The following is an 18,149-nucleotide window of genomic DNA, read 5'->3' as shown; positions in this document are numbered from 1 at the left end:
TCGCCATCCGTTTAATTTATAAAAATCAAATATCATTCAATTTGAACAACATTTGCAGTAATCTTTCCATGGGCCGGTGTTATGAAGAGTTTATCATCAACTGTCACCGTAGTGGCATCCCGTACGACTTTTCCATTTGCGTCGGTAACCATCGAATATCCGCGGTCGAAAATTGTCTGGGGGCTGGCGTTTTCCAGAACGGTGCGGCTCTGTGCTATGCGTACGCGAAGGTCCCGGATTTTGTCCTGAAGATTTTGAGGCAGAGCCTCGCGGGCAGCAGCGAATCGGTTTAGTAGCGGCTGCTGAATATTTCGGAAGCGTACCTCAAGACTTTCCGGATTAAACGATCTTACAAGAAGTCTTGTTTTCTCAGTTCTCTGTTTTATACTCTCGTAAAGGCTGCTTTTGTAATCAGCCAGGTCCTGTTTTATGTCGACCAGGAGAGGTACTGCCATTTCTGCGGCAGCAGATGGAGTTGGTGCCCGGCGGTCTGCAGAATAATCACACAAAGCCCAGTCAATTTCGTGTCCTACTGCACTAATGGTTGGAATGCGGGATGCAGCTACTGCTCGAACAACGCTTTCTTCACTGAATGGAAGCAGGTCTTCAAGGGAACCGCCGCCTCGTCCTACAATCAGGACATCACAAAGCTGGTAAAAGTTTGCAATTTCTATCATCTTGCAGATTGTCTGGGCGGCTCCTTCTCCCTGAACTATGGCAGGAAGAACTATGATATTCATACCGGGATTTCTTCGCTTTGTAACGTTCAGAATATCGCGGATTGCGGCACCCGTAGGACTTGTAACAACTCCGATTGTTCGCGGGAAGGGTGGAAGAGGCTTTTTTCGATTTTCATCAAAAAGTCCTTCAGCGGCAAGCTTTCTTTTTCGCTCTTCCAGCATTTGAAGTATGTTGCCGGCTCCTGCAATTTCCATTGTATTTACTATTATCTGGTAATTTCCCTGTGGGGCGTAAACAGAAAGACTTCCTGTACAGCGAACCTTGTCTCCGTCTTTTGGGCGGAAGTTCAGTCTCATAGCGGCACCACGGAAAATAACGGCCTTTATCTGTGCATTATTATCTTTAAGGGTAAAATAAATATGACCTGCAGCACTAGGTCTCCAGTTAGAAATTTCGCCTTCGATAGTAATTGTGCGGAAGGAGGTCTCTAAAATTTCTTTAATTAAGTCTGTAATCTGCGAAACGCTGAAAACTATATTTTGTGGCAAATCTGCTGCGTTCATTTTCCCCACCCCAAAGTGTCATTCCGAACTTGTTTCGGAATCTTTAATAAGAGATGCTGAAACAAGTTCAGCATGACAGTATTTCTATATTTTCAACTTACCTTATTTTATTAACTTATTCAATGAAATGCCGATAAAGAATTTGATGAAAACCATAGTAATTTTTTATGACGAAGACTCAAATTATTCAAAAGAAAAGGCTTTTAATGGAAAATCAGCCATAGAACTGACTGCAGAATGGGCTTCTTCCCTTAATTTGACCTCATATACAGTAAAATCTCAAACTTTATCAGACCTTTTAACAGATATGAAAAAGCTTTGCGACGAAAATCAGGCAGAGACTGTACTTTTTTCTTATAACGATCTTCCATATCTTAATAAAAATCTTGCTCAGAAGATTCTTGATTCTCAAATCGAATATAAATCAGAATATACCTTTGCAGACGGCTATCCTTATGGTTTTGCGCCGGAAGCCCTGAATGCCGGAACAATTGGAATTCTTGCAGAACTTTCTAAAACGACTCAGAAAGCCCTCGGAGATGCCCCTGTTTCCCGTGATGCAATCTATAATCTTATTAAAACTGATATTAATTCCTTTGATGTAGAAACAATTATTGCAGATTCAGACTGGCGCCTTTTGCGTTTAGCCTTCCATTGCGGTAAAAAAGACAATTATATGCAGTGTAAGGCTTTATTTGAAGCCGCTGTCGGCGCTGGAGCTGATGTCTCGACTTTAGCTGATGTAGAAAAGCTTTCAGAGCTTGCTTCTAAAAATCCGGCCTGCCTAAAAACTGTTCCAGGCTTCTATAATATTCAGATTTCGGATAGAGTAAACTTTAAATCAATTTATCTGCCAAAGCATGACTATTCTCAAAATACAATGCCTTACGAAAGGTGTGCAGCCCTTATAGAGCAGATTGCGGCTTTCAGTGAAAAGGCTGTAATCAGTCTTTCGGCCTTTGGTGAGCCTCTTTATCACCCTGATTTCTTAAAAATTGTTGAAAAAATCCTTTCCTACGAGGGACTTTCTGTATTTTTTGAAACAGATGGCCTTGCAGTTACACAGGATTTTGCTGAAAAACTTGCCCAGCTCGAAAAATCAGCTGCACCACGCACAAACGGCTGGCAAAAAATCATGGTTGCAGTCATTCTTGATGCCGCAAGTGAGCCAACTTATCAGAAGCTCCATAAAAACAGCCCGGTTTCAAGCTTCCAGACAGCAGTAAACGCTGTAGCACTTTTGCAGTCGGCTCTTCCCGGCAATGTTTATCCTCAGTTTGTCCGCATGAACGAAAATGAAGCAGAGCTCGAAGCCTTTTACCGCTACTGGAATGAAAAAAGTAATCCTTCGGGTGGAAATCTCATAATTCAGAAATATGATGATTTTGCGGGCCAGCTGCCTCCTTGCAAGCCGGCAGATTTGTCTCCTTTAGAACGAGACCCATGCTGGCACCTTCGCCGCGACTTTACAATTCTTGTAAACGGAGATGTGCCAGCCTGCCGTACCTGCTGGAATCAAAATATTACAGGAAATGTATTTAATCAGTCTCTGGAAGAAATCTGGCATAAAACAGACGACCTTCTTGAAAATCATATAAATAAAAACTATTGCTGCGCCGGAAAATGCGCTAATTGTGAGAAATGCGATGAATGGTATACCTTTAACTTTTAGTGAACATCAAATTAACAGAACAATTATCGGAGGACCAAAAACAATAGATCCAAAGGCCCTCAATATTTCTGTAATTCTCCTCAATAGCAGTGGCAGCCATTTTAAGCTTCATGTTTTTGAAAATCTTTTACAGTGTAATTTTCAGACAATTGTTTCTGTTGAACATGATTCAAGTAATTTTACAGATGATGTTTCAAAAAGATATCCGATGATAAAGTTTCTGGTTCCGCTTGAAAAAACTAACGATGGAGACCTTATTAATCTTGCAATGAGCGAAGTTGAGTCAGATTATGTGCTGGTCTTGCGTGACAGTCTAAATCTTCCGGCAAATTTTATTCCTCCTCATCTTGCAGAGCGTCTTACAGCAGATTCTCCATATTGTATAGTACCCCGTCTTTTCGATAATCAAAAAAATGCACTACCTTGTGCCTTCAGTCCTAGTGCAGAGCGCACACATTTTGTTATTGATTCTTCTTCTGAAATAGCAAACGGAAAGAAAACTCTCTTTCCATTTGATTATGTTGCTTTATATAATAGAAAAAAGTTTATTCAACTGGGTGGTTTTGACTGGACTATCAATTCGCCTTACTGGCAGAACCTTGATTTAGCCCTTCGTTCCTGGCTTTGGGGCGAGCAGACAGTACTTACTTCTCTTATGCAGTTTTCATATATCGATGAGCCACCTGTAAGCGATACAACCTATAATCTCGATTATCTACGCTACTATCTGAAAAATGAGCTTCCAAAAATCAAAATGGAACAGGGCTATATGAAGCGTTCTTCTTTCTTTGTGTTTTTAGGTCATTCTTCCTGTGGAATTATGGAAGCCCGCAGACAATATAATGCAGCAAAAATCTGGGTAGCGAAAAATAAATTCCGTTTCAAAATGGATTTAACCTCACTTGTACAGAACTGGAGCCGCAATGATGAAGACAAATAGAGCAGTTATAGTTCAATGCAGATTATCCTCTACAAGACTTCCCGGTAAAGCCTTGAAAGATCTTGGTGGAAAGCCCGTGCTTGCATGGGTTTTATCTTCTATGAAAAAGGTAAAGGCAGATTATTATTATGTAGCAACTGATGAAGAGTCTTATGAGCAGCTGCTTCCTGTATGCAGCCAGTATGGCTTTGAATGCTTTGCAGGTCCTCTGGATGATGTTCTTACCCGCTTTACCATGCTTCTTGAGACAATAAAGGCTAAAACTGTAATTCGTGCAACTGCTGATAATCCATTTTTGTTTTATGAGGCCGCAGAAGAATCTGCCGCTCTTTTTGAAGAAAAAAATACCGGCAAGGGAAGCTGCGATTATCTGACTTATTCCGGTCTGCCTCATGGCAGCGGGGTAGAAGTTTTTTCAGCTGATTCTTTGAAAAAGGCAGCAGGTGAAACAAATGACCCTTACGACCACGAGCATGTAGGTCCGGCCCTTTATAATCATAAAGATAAATATGTCTGCGACTTTGTGCCTTCCCCACGCCGTTACGCCTTTCCGGAACTCCGTACAACTATAGATACATATTCAGATTATCTTCGTGCACTTTCAATTATTAATTATATGAAGACAAAGGGCTACGAAGGTCCTTATTCAACAGAGCAGATTATTGAGGCTTGTAAATCAAATAACGTAAAGTATCCTGTTGTTCTTGTACCTTCAGTTGTAAAGGGACACGGAACAGGTCATTTACACCGCTGCCTTAATGCAGCAAAAGAATGCGGAGCTTTTGTATATATTCCGGAAGATAAAAGTCTTGCAGAAACAGATTCTATCGTTAAAGAATATATTGCTTCTGGCCTTGCAGAAAATCAGATTATCAGCTCTATTCCGGATGAAAGTTATTTGCCGGCAATCATTACAGATACCTTTGAACTGACAGAAAATCAGCTTAAGGAACTTTCTAAAAACAGAAGCCTTATTTCTATAGATGAAGGTTCAAAATATACTGACTACTGCGACTATCTTTTAGACATTATTCCTTCATATAAATCTGACCGCCCTGCAAATAAAAGTGATTCGGGTTTTATAACAAAGCCACAGAAGGTACGACCACAGCCAGATGCAGATCAGGAAAAGAAAATAGAAAAGATTTTGATTTGTCTTGGAGGGGAAGATCCTGCAAACCTGACAATTCCGGCTGCCAAAGCATTTATGAAAAAGTTTCCTGAGGCTAAGATTACAGCCATTATTTCAAATGAAGCAAGTCCATATATTGAGGAAGCAGGTGGGCCAAATATTGAATTTGTAAAGCCTATAGCAGGACTTAGAGAAAAGCTTTTTGAATATGATATTGTTGCCACCCATTATGGTCTCACAGCCTTTGAAGCAGTTTATGCCGGCTGCGGTGTAATTCTTCTGCCTACAACAAAACTTCATAAAAAACTTGCAGAAAAATATAACTTTGCCTTTGTCGGAGATAAGGTGATTTCTGATTCTGCACTTCAATCTGCACTCGATTCTGAAAATCTTTATGCCGGTAAGCTGATAAGTGATGATAAAAAATCACTTGGTGAATTTTTACGTCATCTTTCTGCAGGAAAGAAAATGTGTTGCCCTGTATGCGGAAGCTTTCCTTCAAAGCCGGATGAAGTTATTTCCCGTAATGAGACAAGAACATACCGCCGCTGTTCAAAATGCGGAATGGTCTATATGGCCTATACAACTATTGAAGATAAAAAATATCAGAAGGCTTATTTTTTTGAAGATTATAAAAAGCAGTATGGAAAAACTTACGAAGAAGATTTTGAATCCATAAAAGCCCAGGGAATGCGCCGTGTTAGTGTAATAAAATCTCTTGCCGGTGCCCGTGGTGAGACTCTTCTTGATATTGGTTGTGCTTATGGTCCATTTTTGTCTGCCGCTACTGACAATGGAATTAATGCTTTTGGAACTGATATTGCAGATGATGCAGTTGCTTATGTTCAGAATAAACTGAAACTGCCGGCTGTATGTTCTGCCTTCCCGGAAATTGATACTGCAGAAGAATTTGGAATTGCCCAGTTTGATATAGTTACAATGTGGTATGTTATAGAACACTTTAAGGATTTGGGCAGTGTACTTCGCAAGGTTTCTTCACTGGTAAAAAAAGGCGGTGTATTTGCTTTTTCAACACCAAGCGGAGAAGGTATTTCTGCAGTAAGCGATAAAGATCATTTTTATCAGATAAGTCCTACAGACCATTATACCATCTGGGAACCGGGCAGGGCAGATTCAATTCTTCGCCAGTTTGGATTTAAGGTTGAAAGAATTGTTTCTACAGGTCATCACCCCGAGCGTTTCCCTTCAATAAAAAAGAGTGGAGCAAAACCGGGTTCTCTAAAATGGATGCTGGTTGAAGCACAAAGCCATGCAAAAAGACTTGGCGATACAGTAGAAATTTACTGCAAGAAAATATAATCTAAATGTCATTATGCGGCTGGACCGGATAATATCAGGTGGGAAAATGAATATATTGATTTTAGGTGCAGGCCTTATGCAAAAGCCTGCAATCCTTAGTGCAAAAGAAGCAGGCTTTACCGTTCATGTAATTGATGCGGACGATAAAGCTGTTGCAATTCCTTATGCAGATACATTCCGTAAAATTGATTTAAAAGATAAAGAAGGCATTCTCGCATATGCAAAAGAATTAAAGGCCAGTCAGGGGGGGCTTGCAGCTGTATTTACAGCCGGTACAGATTTTTCTGCAAGTGTAAGTTATGTCTGCGAGGCTTTAGGCTTACCGGCTCACAGCCACCAGGCTGCCATCAACGCAAGCGTAAAAACTGTCATGCGACGATGCTTTGCAGACAAGGGAGTTCCTTCACCGGCTTTTATTCAGGTTAGTAAAGAAGATTTATGTAATGACGAGCCGCAGTCTAACAACTGTCATTGCGAGCCGCAGGCGAAGCAATCCATATTAAACAAAGTTTTATCACTTATGAACTTCCCGCTGGTAGTAAAACCCGTAGACAATATGGGTGCCCGCGGCTGCCGTATGGTTCGCAGCGAAGAAGAGTTTCTGCCGGCAGTTGAAATTGCAGTAAAGTGCAGCCGCACAGGCTATGCAATTGTCGAAGAATATATGGAAGGTCCGGAGTTTTCTATTGATGCCCTGGTTTATAACGGTACATTTACGGTTACAGGCTTTGCAATCCGCCATATAAAATATCCGCCATATTTTATTGAAATAGGCCACACAATGCCGGCTGAAATCGACAAAAAAATGCACGACGAACTCATTTCAGTTTTTGCCCTTGGAGCAAAGGCTCTTGGACTTACCTGTGGTGCAGCCAAGGCAGACATAAAATACACAAGTAAAGGCCCTATGATTGGTGAAATTGCAGGTCGTCTTTCGGGCGGCTATATGTCCGGCTGGACCTATCCTTATGCTTCAGATTTGAATCTTACAAAACAGGGAATTCTGATTGCTGCAGGCTGGGAACCGGAAGAACTCATAAAACGCCGCCAGAGAGTAGACTACACTCCAAGTCAGATATGCCGTGATGCAGAAAAACCATACGAGCTTTATGAAGTTCCATGTTTACGTACTTCTGCAGAACGTGCCTGGATGAGTATTCCAGGCAAAGTAAAATATATAGAAAATATTAAGGATTATTCAGACAGAGCTGTTTTTGATGTATTGCCGCGAGCTACCGTAAAGCTTGGAAGCGAAGTTGATTTTCCCCGCAATAATGTAGAAAAATGCGGAAATGTAATTGCCGTAAGTCACGACCGCGAGGCAGCCATTGCTGTTGCCCAGGATGCTGTAGCTGATGTTTTTATCACTCTTGAAGCAGATAACAAACGTACAGAAGATTTCCTTGCCGGTGCAGAACAAAAGGACGAAAAGGACTTTCCACCATCGGCCTTCGGAAAACTTCCGCCGTCACTTCTGGCAGAGATAAATGGAACAATTCCTCAAAATCAAAAAGCCTCAGATTTTATTCCAAAAGTTTTCCAGACTGCCGACTATATAAATATAAGAGACTGGAACTTTAATACAATTGCAGAAACTGCAGAAAAATTTGATATTTTGCGGCCAAAGCATCCTGAACTTGATGCAAAACGTTTCTGGTCTGCTCTTATGCGGGGCGGAATTCAGGCAGCAGTTTATGTTTCAGATACTGTAGAAAAACTGGGTGGAAAATAATATGAAGCTAAAGAAAATCATCAGCCTTATAAATATCCTTCTTTTTGCGGCAGGGCTTTTTGCCGCAAATGATATTGCCCTTCTTGAAAAAAGCAAAAATTCCGGGATGACAATTTACTGGGATTCACTTTCAGAAAGCGGAATTATCGAAAAGAACGGACATCAGCTTTCCTTCCGTAATGGAGAGCGCATGGTGCTGCTGGACAGCATAAGAATGATGATAACTGATGCGCCCGAGCTTCGTGATAATCAGCTTTATGTTTCTAAAAAATTCCTTGATGACAGTGAAGAATTTTTCAATCAGAAATCGGAACTTCCATTTAAAGTAGGGGCAATCCTCATTGATGCCGGTCACGGTGGAAAAGATCCCGGTGCCCTTAAAACTTATAAAATCAACGGTAAAAACGTAACAATTCAGGAAAAAGATATTACCCTCAAGGTTTCAAAAATGCTGGCAGAACGTCTTAAGGCGGCTTATCCTGGAAAGCAGATTATCCTTACCCGCAATACAGACAAGTTCCTTACTCTTGGAGAAAGAACTGATATTGCTAACGGCGTAAAGGTTGGCGAAAACGAAGCCGTACTATTTATTTCGGTTCACGTAAATTCTTCTCTTAATAAAACTTCTTCTGGTTATGAAGTATGGTATCTTTCTCCGGGCTATAGACGTAATGTTCTGGATAAATCTGCAGTTGATGGTGATGAAAATCTTTATACAGCCCTTAATGCCATGCTGGAAGAAGAGTATACAACCGAAAGCATTATGATTGCCAAGTTTATTATGGATGGCTTGCAGGCACAGATAGGTAAGGAATCAACAGCCCGCGGTATTAAAGCCGAAGAATGGTTTGTTGTGCGTAATTCAAACATGCCTAGTGTCCTTATAGAGCTTGGTTTTGTTTCCAATGAAAAAGAGGCTCTGCTTTTAAATGATGAAAGATACTTGAAAAAAGCTACCCTTGGAATATATAATGGAATTGCAGCGTTTATTACTCACTTTGAACGTTCTCAAGGATTTACTTCGATAAAATGACAGCTAAAGCTACAATTAATATGTTAAAAAATAAAAGCTTTCCTATCTTTATTATTTCTCTTTTAATTGCAGGTCTGCTTGTTTTTTCAATGTTCTGCTATATCGTAACAAAAGATACACACAGACGGACCTTCATTTTTCCTTCTGCAGAAGATGGAAAATATATCATCGAATACAGAAATCTTACAAATCATCCCCACCAGGGTGATATAAACTTATATATAGATGAAATACTGCTTGGTTCAACGGTAGAGCGAACAAAATGGCTTTTTACACCCGGAACAAGAGTTATTTCATGTTTTGAACGAGATCATGTGCTTTATGTAAATCTTTCAGCTGATTTATTACAGATGGGAGATGGAGTTATTGAAATCAGAGAGGGGATTGAGCTCCTCAAAAAAAATATAATTAAAAATTTTTCAAAAATTGATTCCGTTGAGATTTTTATCGAAGGAAAAACTGCTTTTGAAAAATAAAAAACATTGACAAAACGGTGTACTTATTAGATAATTAATTTAATACAAGGCTACATCGAATTAGTATAAAAAAGGAGCTTCAAATGAAGAAGACTTTTGGTTTAATTGCAGCTGCTATGCTGCTTGTTGGTGGCGTTGCTTTCGCTGATGAAGCTATGCTCATCGATTTTACTCTTCTGGATGCTGACTGTGTTGCTGACGACAATGGAAATCAGACACAGAACAGTCATACAGTTATGGACTACTCTGTAAGCGCTGGTGCAACTTTCACAGAAGATCAGAAAGATCTTATGAAAACTTCATTGGCACTTCCAGAATGGGAAGTTAAGTTGAACTCATCTGCAAAGACAGTTTCAAGCTTGGCTGACTCAACAGTTGTTGCCGCTCCTGTAAAAGGTGAAGCAGATGTCCCATTTGCTGGCAAAAACGTAATGGGTGTTCGCATCGTATTCCCTACATGGAACTCAAATGCAAATGCTCGCATTGAGCCACCGTTTGATATTCCTGCTTACGAACCATTGGCAACTGCTGATGAAAACGGTGAGCGTCAGGAACCAACAGACGAAGAAAAAGCAAGTGGAAAAACACTTTTCGAAGATGGTTATGGTGTTGTAAAGAACGTAGGAACTGTTAAGTCAATTTCTGTTACAACAATGGGTATGAACTATCCACACGGACTTTATGTTCTTATGGCAGATAATGACGGTGTTGAACGCCGCTACTTTATGGGATACCTTGGTTTCGACGGATGGAAAGAACTCCGCTGGAACAATCCACAGTATATTTCTGAAATTCGTAACCGCGAAATTCGTGTATATCCAATCTATCCACGCGGACTTCCATTTGTTAAGTTCACTGGATTCCAGATTACACGTGATGCTGCTCACATCGGTGGCGACTTCATCGGTTACTTCAAAGACGTAAAGGTTATTTACGACAAGGCACTTCTTACAAGCGACCGCGACATTGCTGATGAAGACCTCTGGGGAATCATTGGTAAGAAAGAAAAGGCTCGCCAGAATGCAGAAATGCAGAGATTCGGTAACAAACAGGTTAACCGCTATCTCGAGAAGGCTAAGCTCGCAACAGAAGATGAATTCACATCTAGCTTGAACTCTGAAGGTGGCTCTAACGCACAGAGCAACGGTGGTCAGGCAGCTGATGCAAAATAATCAACCTGAATAGTTGATTCCAACGCCCTGGAAGTTATTGGTAAATGGTAATTCCCAGGGCGTATTTTTTTTTAACTTCGATGGAAAATAATCTATGGAAACTGCGAATTTAATTTCAAAAAAACAGATACGCGAAATATACGAATCATATACAGATTATTTCAATGAAATAATGGGGAAGGTTATAGAACGTCTTCAGCAGAATATTAGACTTTCTGCTCAGCCTACCTATAAGAGCCGTGTTAAAAGCTTTGATTCTTATTTTAAGAAAATACTTCGCTTAAAACCTGAACAGATGGAAGAAACAAAATCTCTGATTTATCTGACAGATATGATGGGTATCAGGATGATTTGTGCCTTCCTGGAAGATATTAATCTTGGTGTTGAACAGATTAAAAAACTTTTTGAAATTAAAGAAGTTGAAGTAAAGGGTGCAGAAAAGAAATTTTCAGAATTCGGTTATGAATCTGTGCATGTTCTTGTAAAAATCCCGGATGAATTTAAGCCTGCTCTTACAGGCAAATACGAGGGGCTTGCTCCCATATCAGATGAAATTGTCTGCGAAATTCAGATTCGTACAATTTTACAGGATGCCTGGGCAGAGGTAGAACACGAGCTGATTTACAAAACTGAATTTAATCCTTTTGATATTCCGCTTCGCCGTAAGCTTGCTTCAATCAATGCATCGCTTACTCTTGCAGATATCACCTTCCAGGAAATCCGGGATTATCAGAATAAGCTTCAGAGAGAGCTCGATGAAAGAAGACGTTCTTTTTATAGTCTTGCAGATGGTTTCTTGAATGAAAAAACAGAAAAGAAAGAAGAGGATATTAACCGTGTAAGTCCTTTTGTTCAGGGAACTATAGACGATCTTCTTCTTAAGGCAATTGAAGCCCATAACGACGGACATCTTTCCGAGGCTGTTGATATTTACACACGAATTCTTGAGGCAGTGCCTGACTCGGACGGAAATGTCCTTGCTGTAATCCATAAGCATCGTGGTATGGCCTTTTTTGCAATGAACAAGCTGGAAGATGCTCTGGAAGACTTTCAGAAGAGTATAGATGCAGATCCAAAGGCTTTCCGTTCATATTATTATAAGGGAATTGTTTATTCTATTCTCAAAAAATATAAGGAAGCAGCAGAGTGTTATACTAAATCTCTGGCAATAAATGAATTTCAGGCTCATACAAACTTCCGTCGCGCTATGGCTTATTATGAACTTGGTGAATACGAGCAGTCTATGAACGACCTTGATGTTGCCCTCAAGCTTGGAATGAATCCGGATGAATGCAAGCCTTTACAGGAAAAACTTGTTAAAAAATTCGGTATGAATATGTAAAAAAATTTTAAAAATAAAGGTTTAAGCTATTGACGAAAAATGGCTGATCTGATATATTACTTAAAGTCAGAAATGACTTATGTCTCCTTCGTCTAGTGGTTAGGACATCGGGTTTTCATCCCGACAACAGCAGTTCAATTCTGCTAGGAGATGGTCGTACAAAATAAAAGAGCTCACCTTAGGTGAGCTTTTTTATTTTGTACTTACCGAGTTTTAACTTGCCCGCCAAAGGGCGTGCATTTTTTGCTTCGCAAAAAAACGTTAAAACTCGAGAAAATTAAAATATCATAATAAAATGGTGGGATGTGGAAGATTCTGAAGAAAAAGTTGAATATAAAAGTGTAGATGAACTCGAAGCTGGAAATTATATTTCTAACGGTGGTGCTTTATCTAAAATCTCAGATTCTTTCGAAGAGCGTCCTGTTCAGGTTGAACTTCTTCAAAATATTGTTCATGCCTTTAACGAAAATAAGATAGCGGTTTTTGAAGCAGGAACTGGTGTCGGTAAATCATATTCATATTTAATTCCTTCTGTTTTATGGGCCTTGATTAATCATGAACGTGTAATCATTTCTACAGGTACAATTAATCTCCAGCAGCAGTTGTGCGAAAAAGATATTCCTGCAGTAGAAAAAATTGTCGGTAAGAAATTCAAGTATGTTCTAATGAAGGGGCGTCAGAATTATATCTGCTTACGACGTCTAAATGATGCAGTTTCAATTCTTGATTTATTTGAAGGTGAATCTGATGAGCTAAAAAAAATAGCAGAATGGGCTCAGTCTTCACCAACTGGCAGCCGCAGTGATATGACATTTATGCCTTCTGAAAATGTATGGACAAAAATTAATTCAGAAAGTGATGCATGTATGGGAAAAAAATGCCCTTTTTTTGGCCAGTGTTTTGTAATGAAGGTTCGTAAAGAGGCCGCTACAGCAAACATTATTGTTGTAAATCATCACCTTTTATTTGCTGATATAGAATCTCGTCTTAGTGGGGCAGGCTACGAAGATGCGGCTGTATTACCACCATATCATCATATAGTTTTTGATGAAGCCCACGGAATTGAAAATGCGGCAACCAGCTTTTTCAGCGAGAGCGTAAACAGATTCAAGTTAAACAAGCTGATTAATCAGATGTACCGTAAAAGAAAAAATTCTGAGTACGGTCATTTATGCAGTCTGGCGGTACTTTCTTCAAATGAAGAAAAAGCTCAGGATGCTTTTGATCTTACAAATAAAATAAAACTCTCACTGACAAATGTAGAAATTGCAGCAAAAGACCTGCTTGCAAATGAATATACTAAGCGTCTTTACGAAGGCTCTGTTCGGGATTTTGGTCCCCTGCTTGTTGCAATAGGTGAGCTTAGTCGTTCACTTGGCAGCTTTACCGGAATGATCCGGGAAGTGATGGAAGGAATTGAAGAAGATGATAAGGATGCTCCATGTTACTGGGAATCAAAAGTAATCCTCAGACATCTTGAAAGTTATGTAATTTTATTAAAAAATTTTTCAGTCTGGGACGAAAAAAGAGATGATGTTTTCTGGATTCAAAAAAAACGTCTTCCGCCTGATATGATACGCGATGGTGCAGATCCTGATTATATCACTCTAACTCAAACTCCGCTTGATATTTCTCATCTTATGAATGACGGGGTTTTTGAACAGATGTCCAGTGTAATATGTACTTCTGCAACCTTAAAGACCGGACACGACTTTTCTTATTGGATGAGGAGAACCGGAGTTACATTTGCTGGTGAAGACAGAATTTTGAAAGGGGAGTATCCTTCTCCTTTTCCTTACAATAAAAATATGCTTTTCGCGGTACCAAATGATGCACCTACACCTGATAATATTCAGTTTCAGCAATGGGTTGAAATGGCTTTACCGCGGCTTATTCAGGCTGCGGCCGGAAGAACCCTGGTATTGTTTACTTCCTACGAGTCGCTTAAAAGTGCACACAGAACTACGGCTGCAAGTTTACGGAGCTTCACAGGCCGCATCATGAAGCAGGGCGATGATGATAACGGAAAACTGCTTGAGATTTTTAAGAAAGAAAAGGAAAGTGTTTTATTTGCTACTGATTCATTCTGGCAGGGAGTTGATATTCCGGGAGAATCGCTATCCCAGGTAATAATTGTAAAACTTCCTTTTACAGTACCTAATGATCCTGTTTTTGTTGCCCGGGCCGAGGCGATTGAAAAGCGCGGCGGTTCTTCTTTTATGGAATTAAGTGTTCCTGAGGCTGTAATAAAATTCAGACAGGGAATTGGCCGGCTTATCCGCCGTTCAGATGATAAAGGTGTAGTTGTTGTTCTCGATCGCCGTGTATATGAAAAGCGATATGGAAGTATTTTTATTACAAGTATGCCTGAATGTAAAAAAATGTATGAACCTCTTTCAGAAATATGCAGGAGAATAAATTCCTTTATTTTTGACTGAAAATAAAGTATAATCTTATACAAATATATAATAAATGATCTGGAGCTTTTATGTCTCATTTTCTGACTATTTTGTGCTTATTTTCAATGGTAATTCCCGCCAGCTTTGCAAATATTCTTGCGTATCCTGTAAGCAAAAAACTGAGTGTCAGAATTTCAGATTATATTGTTAGAGTTCTTGCACCAAGGCTTTTTGCAATTGTATATACTTACAGACACTTTCATTTCTGGGGTTATGATAATAAAAAGGATGAACTTCCGGAAAACTTTATAATTATTGCAAATCATCAGAGTCTTCTGGATATTCCTCTCTTTATGAACTTTTTACGCGATAAGTCTGTACGCTTTATTGCAAAGGATACTCTTGGACGTCATATACCGCTCGTATCCGAAATGCTGCGTGCTCAGGAACATTGTCTTGTTCCTCGCAAGGCAAAACCAATGGAAGCAATGCGTTATATTTCAGAATTTGGGAAAAAGGTAGTAGAGCGTAATCAGGTGCCTATTCTCTTTCCGGAAGGTTCACGCACACGTGACGGAAATGTTGGAAAGTTTTTTTCTGCAGGTTTCCGTCAGCTTACAGAATCTACAGGTCTGCCTGTAGTTGTATGTGCTCTTGATGGCGGCTGGCAGCTTAGAGATTTACGTAAGCTTATAACAAATCTTAAAAACGGCTGTTACAGAGTTAAGATTCTTAAAATTTATGAGCCGCCAAAAAGTAAGGAAGACTGCAATGCAATTCTTGAAGAATCGCGTATTTTAATGCAGCAGCAGATTGAATACTGGCGACAATTACCAGCAAATAAGAAATAAAAACGATGGTTGAGTAGGCGAAGCCGTATCGAAACCATAGTTAAATAAAAATACGGTGGTTTCGATATACCCTTCGGGCACTCAACCACCGTATTCACATAGTAGTAAAATCTAATACCTTGGATTATTTGAAATCCTTTGGTCTTCTTTCAACACGTTTGCATTTCTGGCATTCTGCCTGATTTCTAAGTCTGCCATTTTCAATCATTGTTTTCATTATGATTTCGCCACCACAGTCAGGGCAAATGAATTTTTGTGTTGCAACAGTTGTACGAGAGTTTTTACTAGCTCCAGCCATTATGTGCCTCCAATCGAATATTCGTATCAAATATAATAATGAGATAATGCGCTAGTGTCAATAATTCAAGTCCAAAAATTCAAAACTTTCATTGACACAAAATATGTAATTTGATACTATGAATGACAGTTAACTATATTTTTTGGGGGTCTCCAATTGGCAGGCAAAAAATCATCTGCAGAGAAAAGACACGCACAGAGCGAAGTTCGCAGACTTCATAATAAAGCAATCAAAAGCACTTGCAGAACTTATGCAAAGCAGTTTGTAGAAGCAGTTCAGGCTAAAGATCAGAAACTTGCTGAAGAAAAATACAAGCAGCTTCAGAAAGAACTCGACAGCGCTCGCAGCAAGGGTGTTTTGAAGAGAAATGCTGTGTCTCGCAAAAAGTCAAGAATGATGAATCTTTACAATGCTACATTCGCAGCAAAATAACATTTTTGATTAATGCTTATGAAAAACCAGTTGATTAAATCAACTGGTTTTTTTTATACTGAAAATGTATTCATAAATTGAAAAAGTCAGGAGAAATAGTAAATGTCTGAAATAAAGGTAACAAAAAGTGACCTGATAGATGCAGTTTATAAATCAACTGATATTGAAAAACAGAATATTCAAAAAGTAATAGACAGTTTTCTATTACATACAAGAGAATATCTTGAAAAGGGTAATACTATAGAATTACGTGGTTTTGGTACCTTTGAAGCAAGACTTAGAAAAGGCCGTTCTTCTGCTAGAAATCCAAAAACTGGCGAAACCTTTAAGGTAGAACCTCATTATGTTGCTGCTTTCCGTGCAGGTCAGATTCTGAAAGAGAAACTCTGGAATCTAAAGAAAAAATGAAAAAGAATACAAGTAATCTTCCTGCCTGTAAAACTATTCTTCCCAGAATTATTTTATTAATAATTGCCTGTCTTTTATTCTGGCTGGCAAGACCAAATATTTTTTTTGACGACGGCTGTAGTTTTCTTGCCTGGTTCAGTTATTTTCCTGTTTTATATTTGATTAAAAAAAGCAGCTTAGGAGAAGCTCTTATATATGGAGCTCTATACGGAGTAATAGCCTATGGGCTTACCGGATACTGGCTGCAGTCTTTTCATCCACTTGGTCTTATAATTCTCTGCACAGGTTATATGATAATCTGTGCTTTCTTCTTTCTGGTTTTAAAATGGGCAGATATAATAAGTATTAAAAACGGCTGGCTTTTACAGTTTTTTTGTATCTGTGCTTATGAATACCTTAAGACACTAGGCTTTTTTGGTATAAGCTATGGAGTTACAGCCTATACTCAGTGGAAGTTTATAAACCTTATACAAATCACCTCTCTTACTGGAGTATTTGGTTTAAATATGATAGTAATTTTTCCATCAGCCTTTTTATTCAGTTTGATTTACAAAAAACAGGAAAAACACAGATTACTGAATACTGTTGATTCAACAAGAAAGTCTCATATTTCTGCTTATGTAAAAAAAGAACAGGCTCTTGCAGTCACATCATTGAAATTGACTTATTTTTGCGGAGCAGTCTGGAGTTTTCTTTTCATTTCTTCAATCATTTATGGTTATTTGAGTATTCATCAGAATAATTACGATAAATACGTTACGGTAGCAGCCATTCAAAATAATGAAAGCCCATGGAAAAATGGAATAGAAGAATATTCAAAAAATGTAAAAAATCTGATTCAGTTAACGGAGGAAGCTCAGGCTCTTTCAAACGATATTGATTTTATAATATGGCCTGAAACAGCAGTCGCACCATCGATTGTGTATAATTATGATTATGGTACAGATGTCCGTCGCTTTATGCTGGTTTCTCAACTTTTAAACTTTTTTGATGAAAACAATGCAGTTTTCATAACGGGAAATGCACATCAGGTAGAATTTAAATCTGCAGAAAAAATTCAATACAACAGTGCTCTGGTTTTTGAATCGGGAAAAAATGTTCATCCGCCTGAGCCGGGTATTTATTCAAAAATCAAACTTGTGCCATTTACAGAAAGCTTTCCCATGAAACATATTTTTCCGCTTCTATATGTAAAGCTCCTTAATGGCAATACACATATGTGGGAAAAAGGTGATGAATATTCAGTATTTGATTACCGGGGATTAAAGTTTTCTACACCAATATGCTTCGAAGATACCTTCAGTACAATATGTCGTAAAATGGTATTGAATGGATCCAGATGCTTTTTTAATTTAAGTAATGATTCCTGGTCAAATAGCATTCCCTGTCAGAGACAGCATCTTGCAATGGCGGTTTTCCGATGTGTAGAAAATGGAGTTCCAGCTGTAAGAAGTACAGCAAGTGGTGTTACCTGTATAATTAATACAAATGGAGTAATTGAAAAAGCTGCTCCTGAATTCTGTCAGGCTTATATAATTGGGAAAGTACCGCTTATTTCCGGCAATAAGCTTACTTTGTTTACGAGAAGCGGTGATGCAGCCGGAATTGCAGCTGTGGTCATAAGTGCATTTATATTGCTTATACAATCGATTATTGTTATAATTAAAATAATTAGAAATAAATAATTACAGGTGAACT

Annotated in this window: 15 protein-coding genes and 1 tRNA gene; 14 read left to right on the top strand and 2 right to left on the bottom strand. The window is 39.0% G+C overall.

Translation table 11 applies throughout. From position 1 onward, the window contains the following. Window positions 1-32 precede the first annotated feature (32 nt). On the bottom strand, window positions 33-1,244 hold the full coding sequence (xseA, locus tag G626_RS0100260; RefSeq protein ID WP_022930782.1) for an exodeoxyribonuclease VII large subunit: 1,212 nt from the start codon (window positions 1,242-1,244) through the stop codon (window positions 33-35). 145 nt (window positions 1,245-1,389) lie between these two features. On the opposite strand from xseA, the gene G626_RS0100255 reads away from it, so the two are divergent. The 11 genes from G626_RS0100255 (at window position 1,390) to G626_RS0100205 (ending at window position 15,313) form a co-directional block, all read left to right on the top strand. Continuing rightward, window positions 1,390-2,916, top strand: a complete 1,527-nt coding sequence (locus tag G626_RS0100255) for a spiro-SPASM protein (protein ID WP_022930781.1) — start codon at window positions 1,390-1,392, stop codon at window positions 2,914-2,916. Further along, window positions 2,891-3,856 (top strand): hypothetical protein, encoded by a 966-nt coding sequence (locus G626_RS0100250; protein WP_022930780.1) that lies wholly within the window; start codon window positions 2,891-2,893, stop codon window positions 3,854-3,856. Before G626_RS0100255 ends, G626_RS0100250 begins: the two co-directional genes overlap by 26 nt. Next, entirely contained in the window at window positions 3,840-6,308 is a 2,469-nt protein-coding gene (locus tag G626_RS0100245) for a cytidylyltransferase domain-containing protein (protein ID WP_231365036.1), read from the top strand. Before G626_RS0100250 ends, G626_RS0100245 begins: the two co-directional genes overlap by 17 nt. Window positions 6,309-6,354: 46 nt before the next feature. Then, entirely contained in the window at window positions 6,355-8,040 is a 1,686-nt protein-coding gene (locus tag G626_RS0100240) for an ATP-grasp domain-containing protein (protein ID WP_022930778.1), read from the top strand. Window position 8,041: 1 nt separating this feature from the next. Beyond that, window positions 8,042-9,073 carry an N-acetylmuramoyl-L-alanine amidase gene (locus G626_RS0100235; protein WP_022930777.1) on the top strand — a complete coding sequence of 344 codons (1,032 nt, stop codon included), beginning with the start codon at window positions 8,042-8,044 and terminating at the stop codon, window positions 9,071-9,073. A 20-nt stretch (window positions 9,074-9,093) separates the two neighbouring features. Continuing rightward, window positions 9,094-9,549 (top strand): GerMN domain-containing protein, encoded by a 456-nt coding sequence (locus tag G626_RS0100230; RefSeq protein ID WP_196800443.1) that lies wholly within the window; start codon window positions 9,094-9,096, stop codon window positions 9,547-9,549. An 83-nt stretch (window positions 9,550-9,632) separates the two neighbouring features. Beyond that, window positions 9,633-10,721: a flagellar filament outer layer protein FlaA gene (locus G626_RS0100225; protein WP_022930775.1), complete on the top strand. Its 1,089-nt coding sequence runs from the start codon at window positions 9,633-9,635 to the stop codon at window positions 10,719-10,721. Between the two features lie 94 nt (window positions 10,722-10,815). Beyond that, complete coding sequence (locus tag G626_RS0100220; protein ID WP_022930774.1) at window positions 10,816-12,063, top strand: tetratricopeptide repeat protein; 1,248 nt, start codon at window positions 10,816-10,818, stop codon at window positions 12,061-12,063. Window positions 12,064-12,144: 81 nt separating this feature from the next. Further along, window positions 12,145-12,216, top strand: a tRNA-Glu gene (locus tag G626_RS0100215). A gap of 152 nt (window positions 12,217-12,368) precedes the next feature. Next, window positions 12,369-14,501 carry an ATP-dependent DNA helicase gene (locus G626_RS14850; RefSeq protein WP_022930773.1) on the top strand — a complete coding sequence of 711 codons (2,133 nt, stop codon included), beginning with the start codon at window positions 12,369-12,371 and terminating at the stop codon, window positions 14,499-14,501. Window positions 14,502-14,551: 50 nt separating this feature from the next. Next, window positions 14,552-15,313 (top strand): lysophospholipid acyltransferase family protein, encoded by a 762-nt coding sequence (locus G626_RS0100205; RefSeq protein ID WP_022930772.1) that lies wholly within the window; start codon window positions 14,552-14,554, stop codon window positions 15,311-15,313. Between the two features lie 124 nt (window positions 15,314-15,437). Here the strand turns inward: G626_RS0100205 and G626_RS18000 are convergent, their stop codons facing one another. Continuing rightward, a complete protein-coding gene (locus G626_RS18000; protein WP_022930771.1) occupies window positions 15,438-15,611 on the bottom strand; it encodes a hypothetical protein in 174 nt (57 codons plus the stop codon). 156 nt (window positions 15,612-15,767) lie between these two features. Between G626_RS18000 and rpsT the strand changes: the two genes are divergently transcribed. From rpsT to lnt, 3 genes are all read left to right on the top strand, one after another. Further along, window positions 15,768-16,043 (top strand): 30S ribosomal protein S20, encoded by a 276-nt coding sequence (rpsT, locus tag G626_RS0100195; RefSeq protein ID WP_022930770.1) that lies wholly within the window; start codon window positions 15,768-15,770, stop codon window positions 16,041-16,043. A 102-nt stretch (window positions 16,044-16,145) separates the two neighbouring features. Further along, entirely contained in the window at window positions 16,146-16,451 is a 306-nt protein-coding gene (locus tag G626_RS0100190) for an HU family DNA-binding protein (protein WP_022930769.1), read from the top strand. Then, entirely contained in the window at window positions 16,448-18,136 is a 1,689-nt protein-coding gene (lnt, locus tag G626_RS14845; RefSeq protein WP_022930768.1) for an apolipoprotein N-acyltransferase, read from the top strand. The genes G626_RS0100190 and lnt overlap by 4 nt, the downstream gene beginning before the upstream one ends. Window positions 18,137-18,149: the final 13 nt, after the last annotated feature.

Origin of the sequence: Treponema bryantii NK4A124 (genome assembly GCF_000421345.1) — a bacterium.
In the GTDB taxonomy this organism is placed as follows: Bacteria; Spirochaetota; Spirochaetia; order Treponematales; family Treponemataceae; genus Treponema_D; species Treponema_D bryantii_B.
This window is presented reverse-complemented; position numbering and strand designations above follow the sequence as displayed.

What these genes read in the sequence shown, in the direction of transcription:
- xseA (WP_022930782.1), bottom strand. Translation starts at nt 1,244, where the DNA reads ATGAACGCAGCAGATTTGCCACAAAATATAGTTTTCAGCGTTTCGCAG.
- G626_RS0100255 (WP_022930781.1), top strand. Translation starts at nt 1,390, where the DNA reads ATGAAAACCATAGTAATTTTTTATGACGAAGACTCAAATTATTCAAAA.
- G626_RS0100250 (WP_022930780.1), top strand. Translation starts at nt 2,891, where the DNA reads ATGAATGGTATACCTTTAACTTTTAGTGAACATCAAATTAACAGAACA.
- G626_RS0100245 (WP_231365036.1), top strand. Translation starts at nt 3,840, where the DNA reads ATGATGAAGACAAATAGAGCAGTTATAGTTCAATGCAGATTATCCTCT.
- G626_RS0100240 (WP_022930778.1), top strand. Translation starts at nt 6,355, where the DNA reads ATGAATATATTGATTTTAGGTGCAGGCCTTATGCAAAAGCCTGCAATC.
- G626_RS0100235 (WP_022930777.1), top strand. Translation starts at nt 8,042, where the DNA reads ATGAAGCTAAAGAAAATCATCAGCCTTATAAATATCCTTCTTTTTGCG.
- G626_RS0100230 (WP_196800443.1), top strand. Translation starts at nt 9,094, where the DNA reads ATGTTAAAAAATAAAAGCTTTCCTATCTTTATTATTTCTCTTTTAATT.
- G626_RS0100225 (WP_022930775.1), top strand. Translation starts at nt 9,633, where the DNA reads ATGAAGAAGACTTTTGGTTTAATTGCAGCTGCTATGCTGCTTGTTGGT.
- G626_RS0100220 (WP_022930774.1), top strand. Translation starts at nt 10,816, where the DNA reads ATGGAAACTGCGAATTTAATTTCAAAAAAACAGATACGCGAAATATAC.
- G626_RS0100205 (WP_022930772.1), top strand. Translation starts at nt 14,552, where the DNA reads ATGTCTCATTTTCTGACTATTTTGTGCTTATTTTCAATGGTAATTCCC.
- G626_RS18000 (WP_022930771.1), bottom strand. Translation starts at nt 15,611, where the DNA reads ATGGCTGGAGCTAGTAAAAACTCTCGTACAACTGTTGCAACACAAAAA.
- G626_RS0100190 (WP_022930769.1), top strand. Translation starts at nt 16,146, where the DNA reads ATGTCTGAAATAAAGGTAACAAAAAGTGACCTGATAGATGCAGTTTAT.
- lnt (WP_022930768.1), top strand. Translation starts at nt 16,448, where the DNA reads ATGAAAAAGAATACAAGTAATCTTCCTGCCTGTAAAACTATTCTTCCC.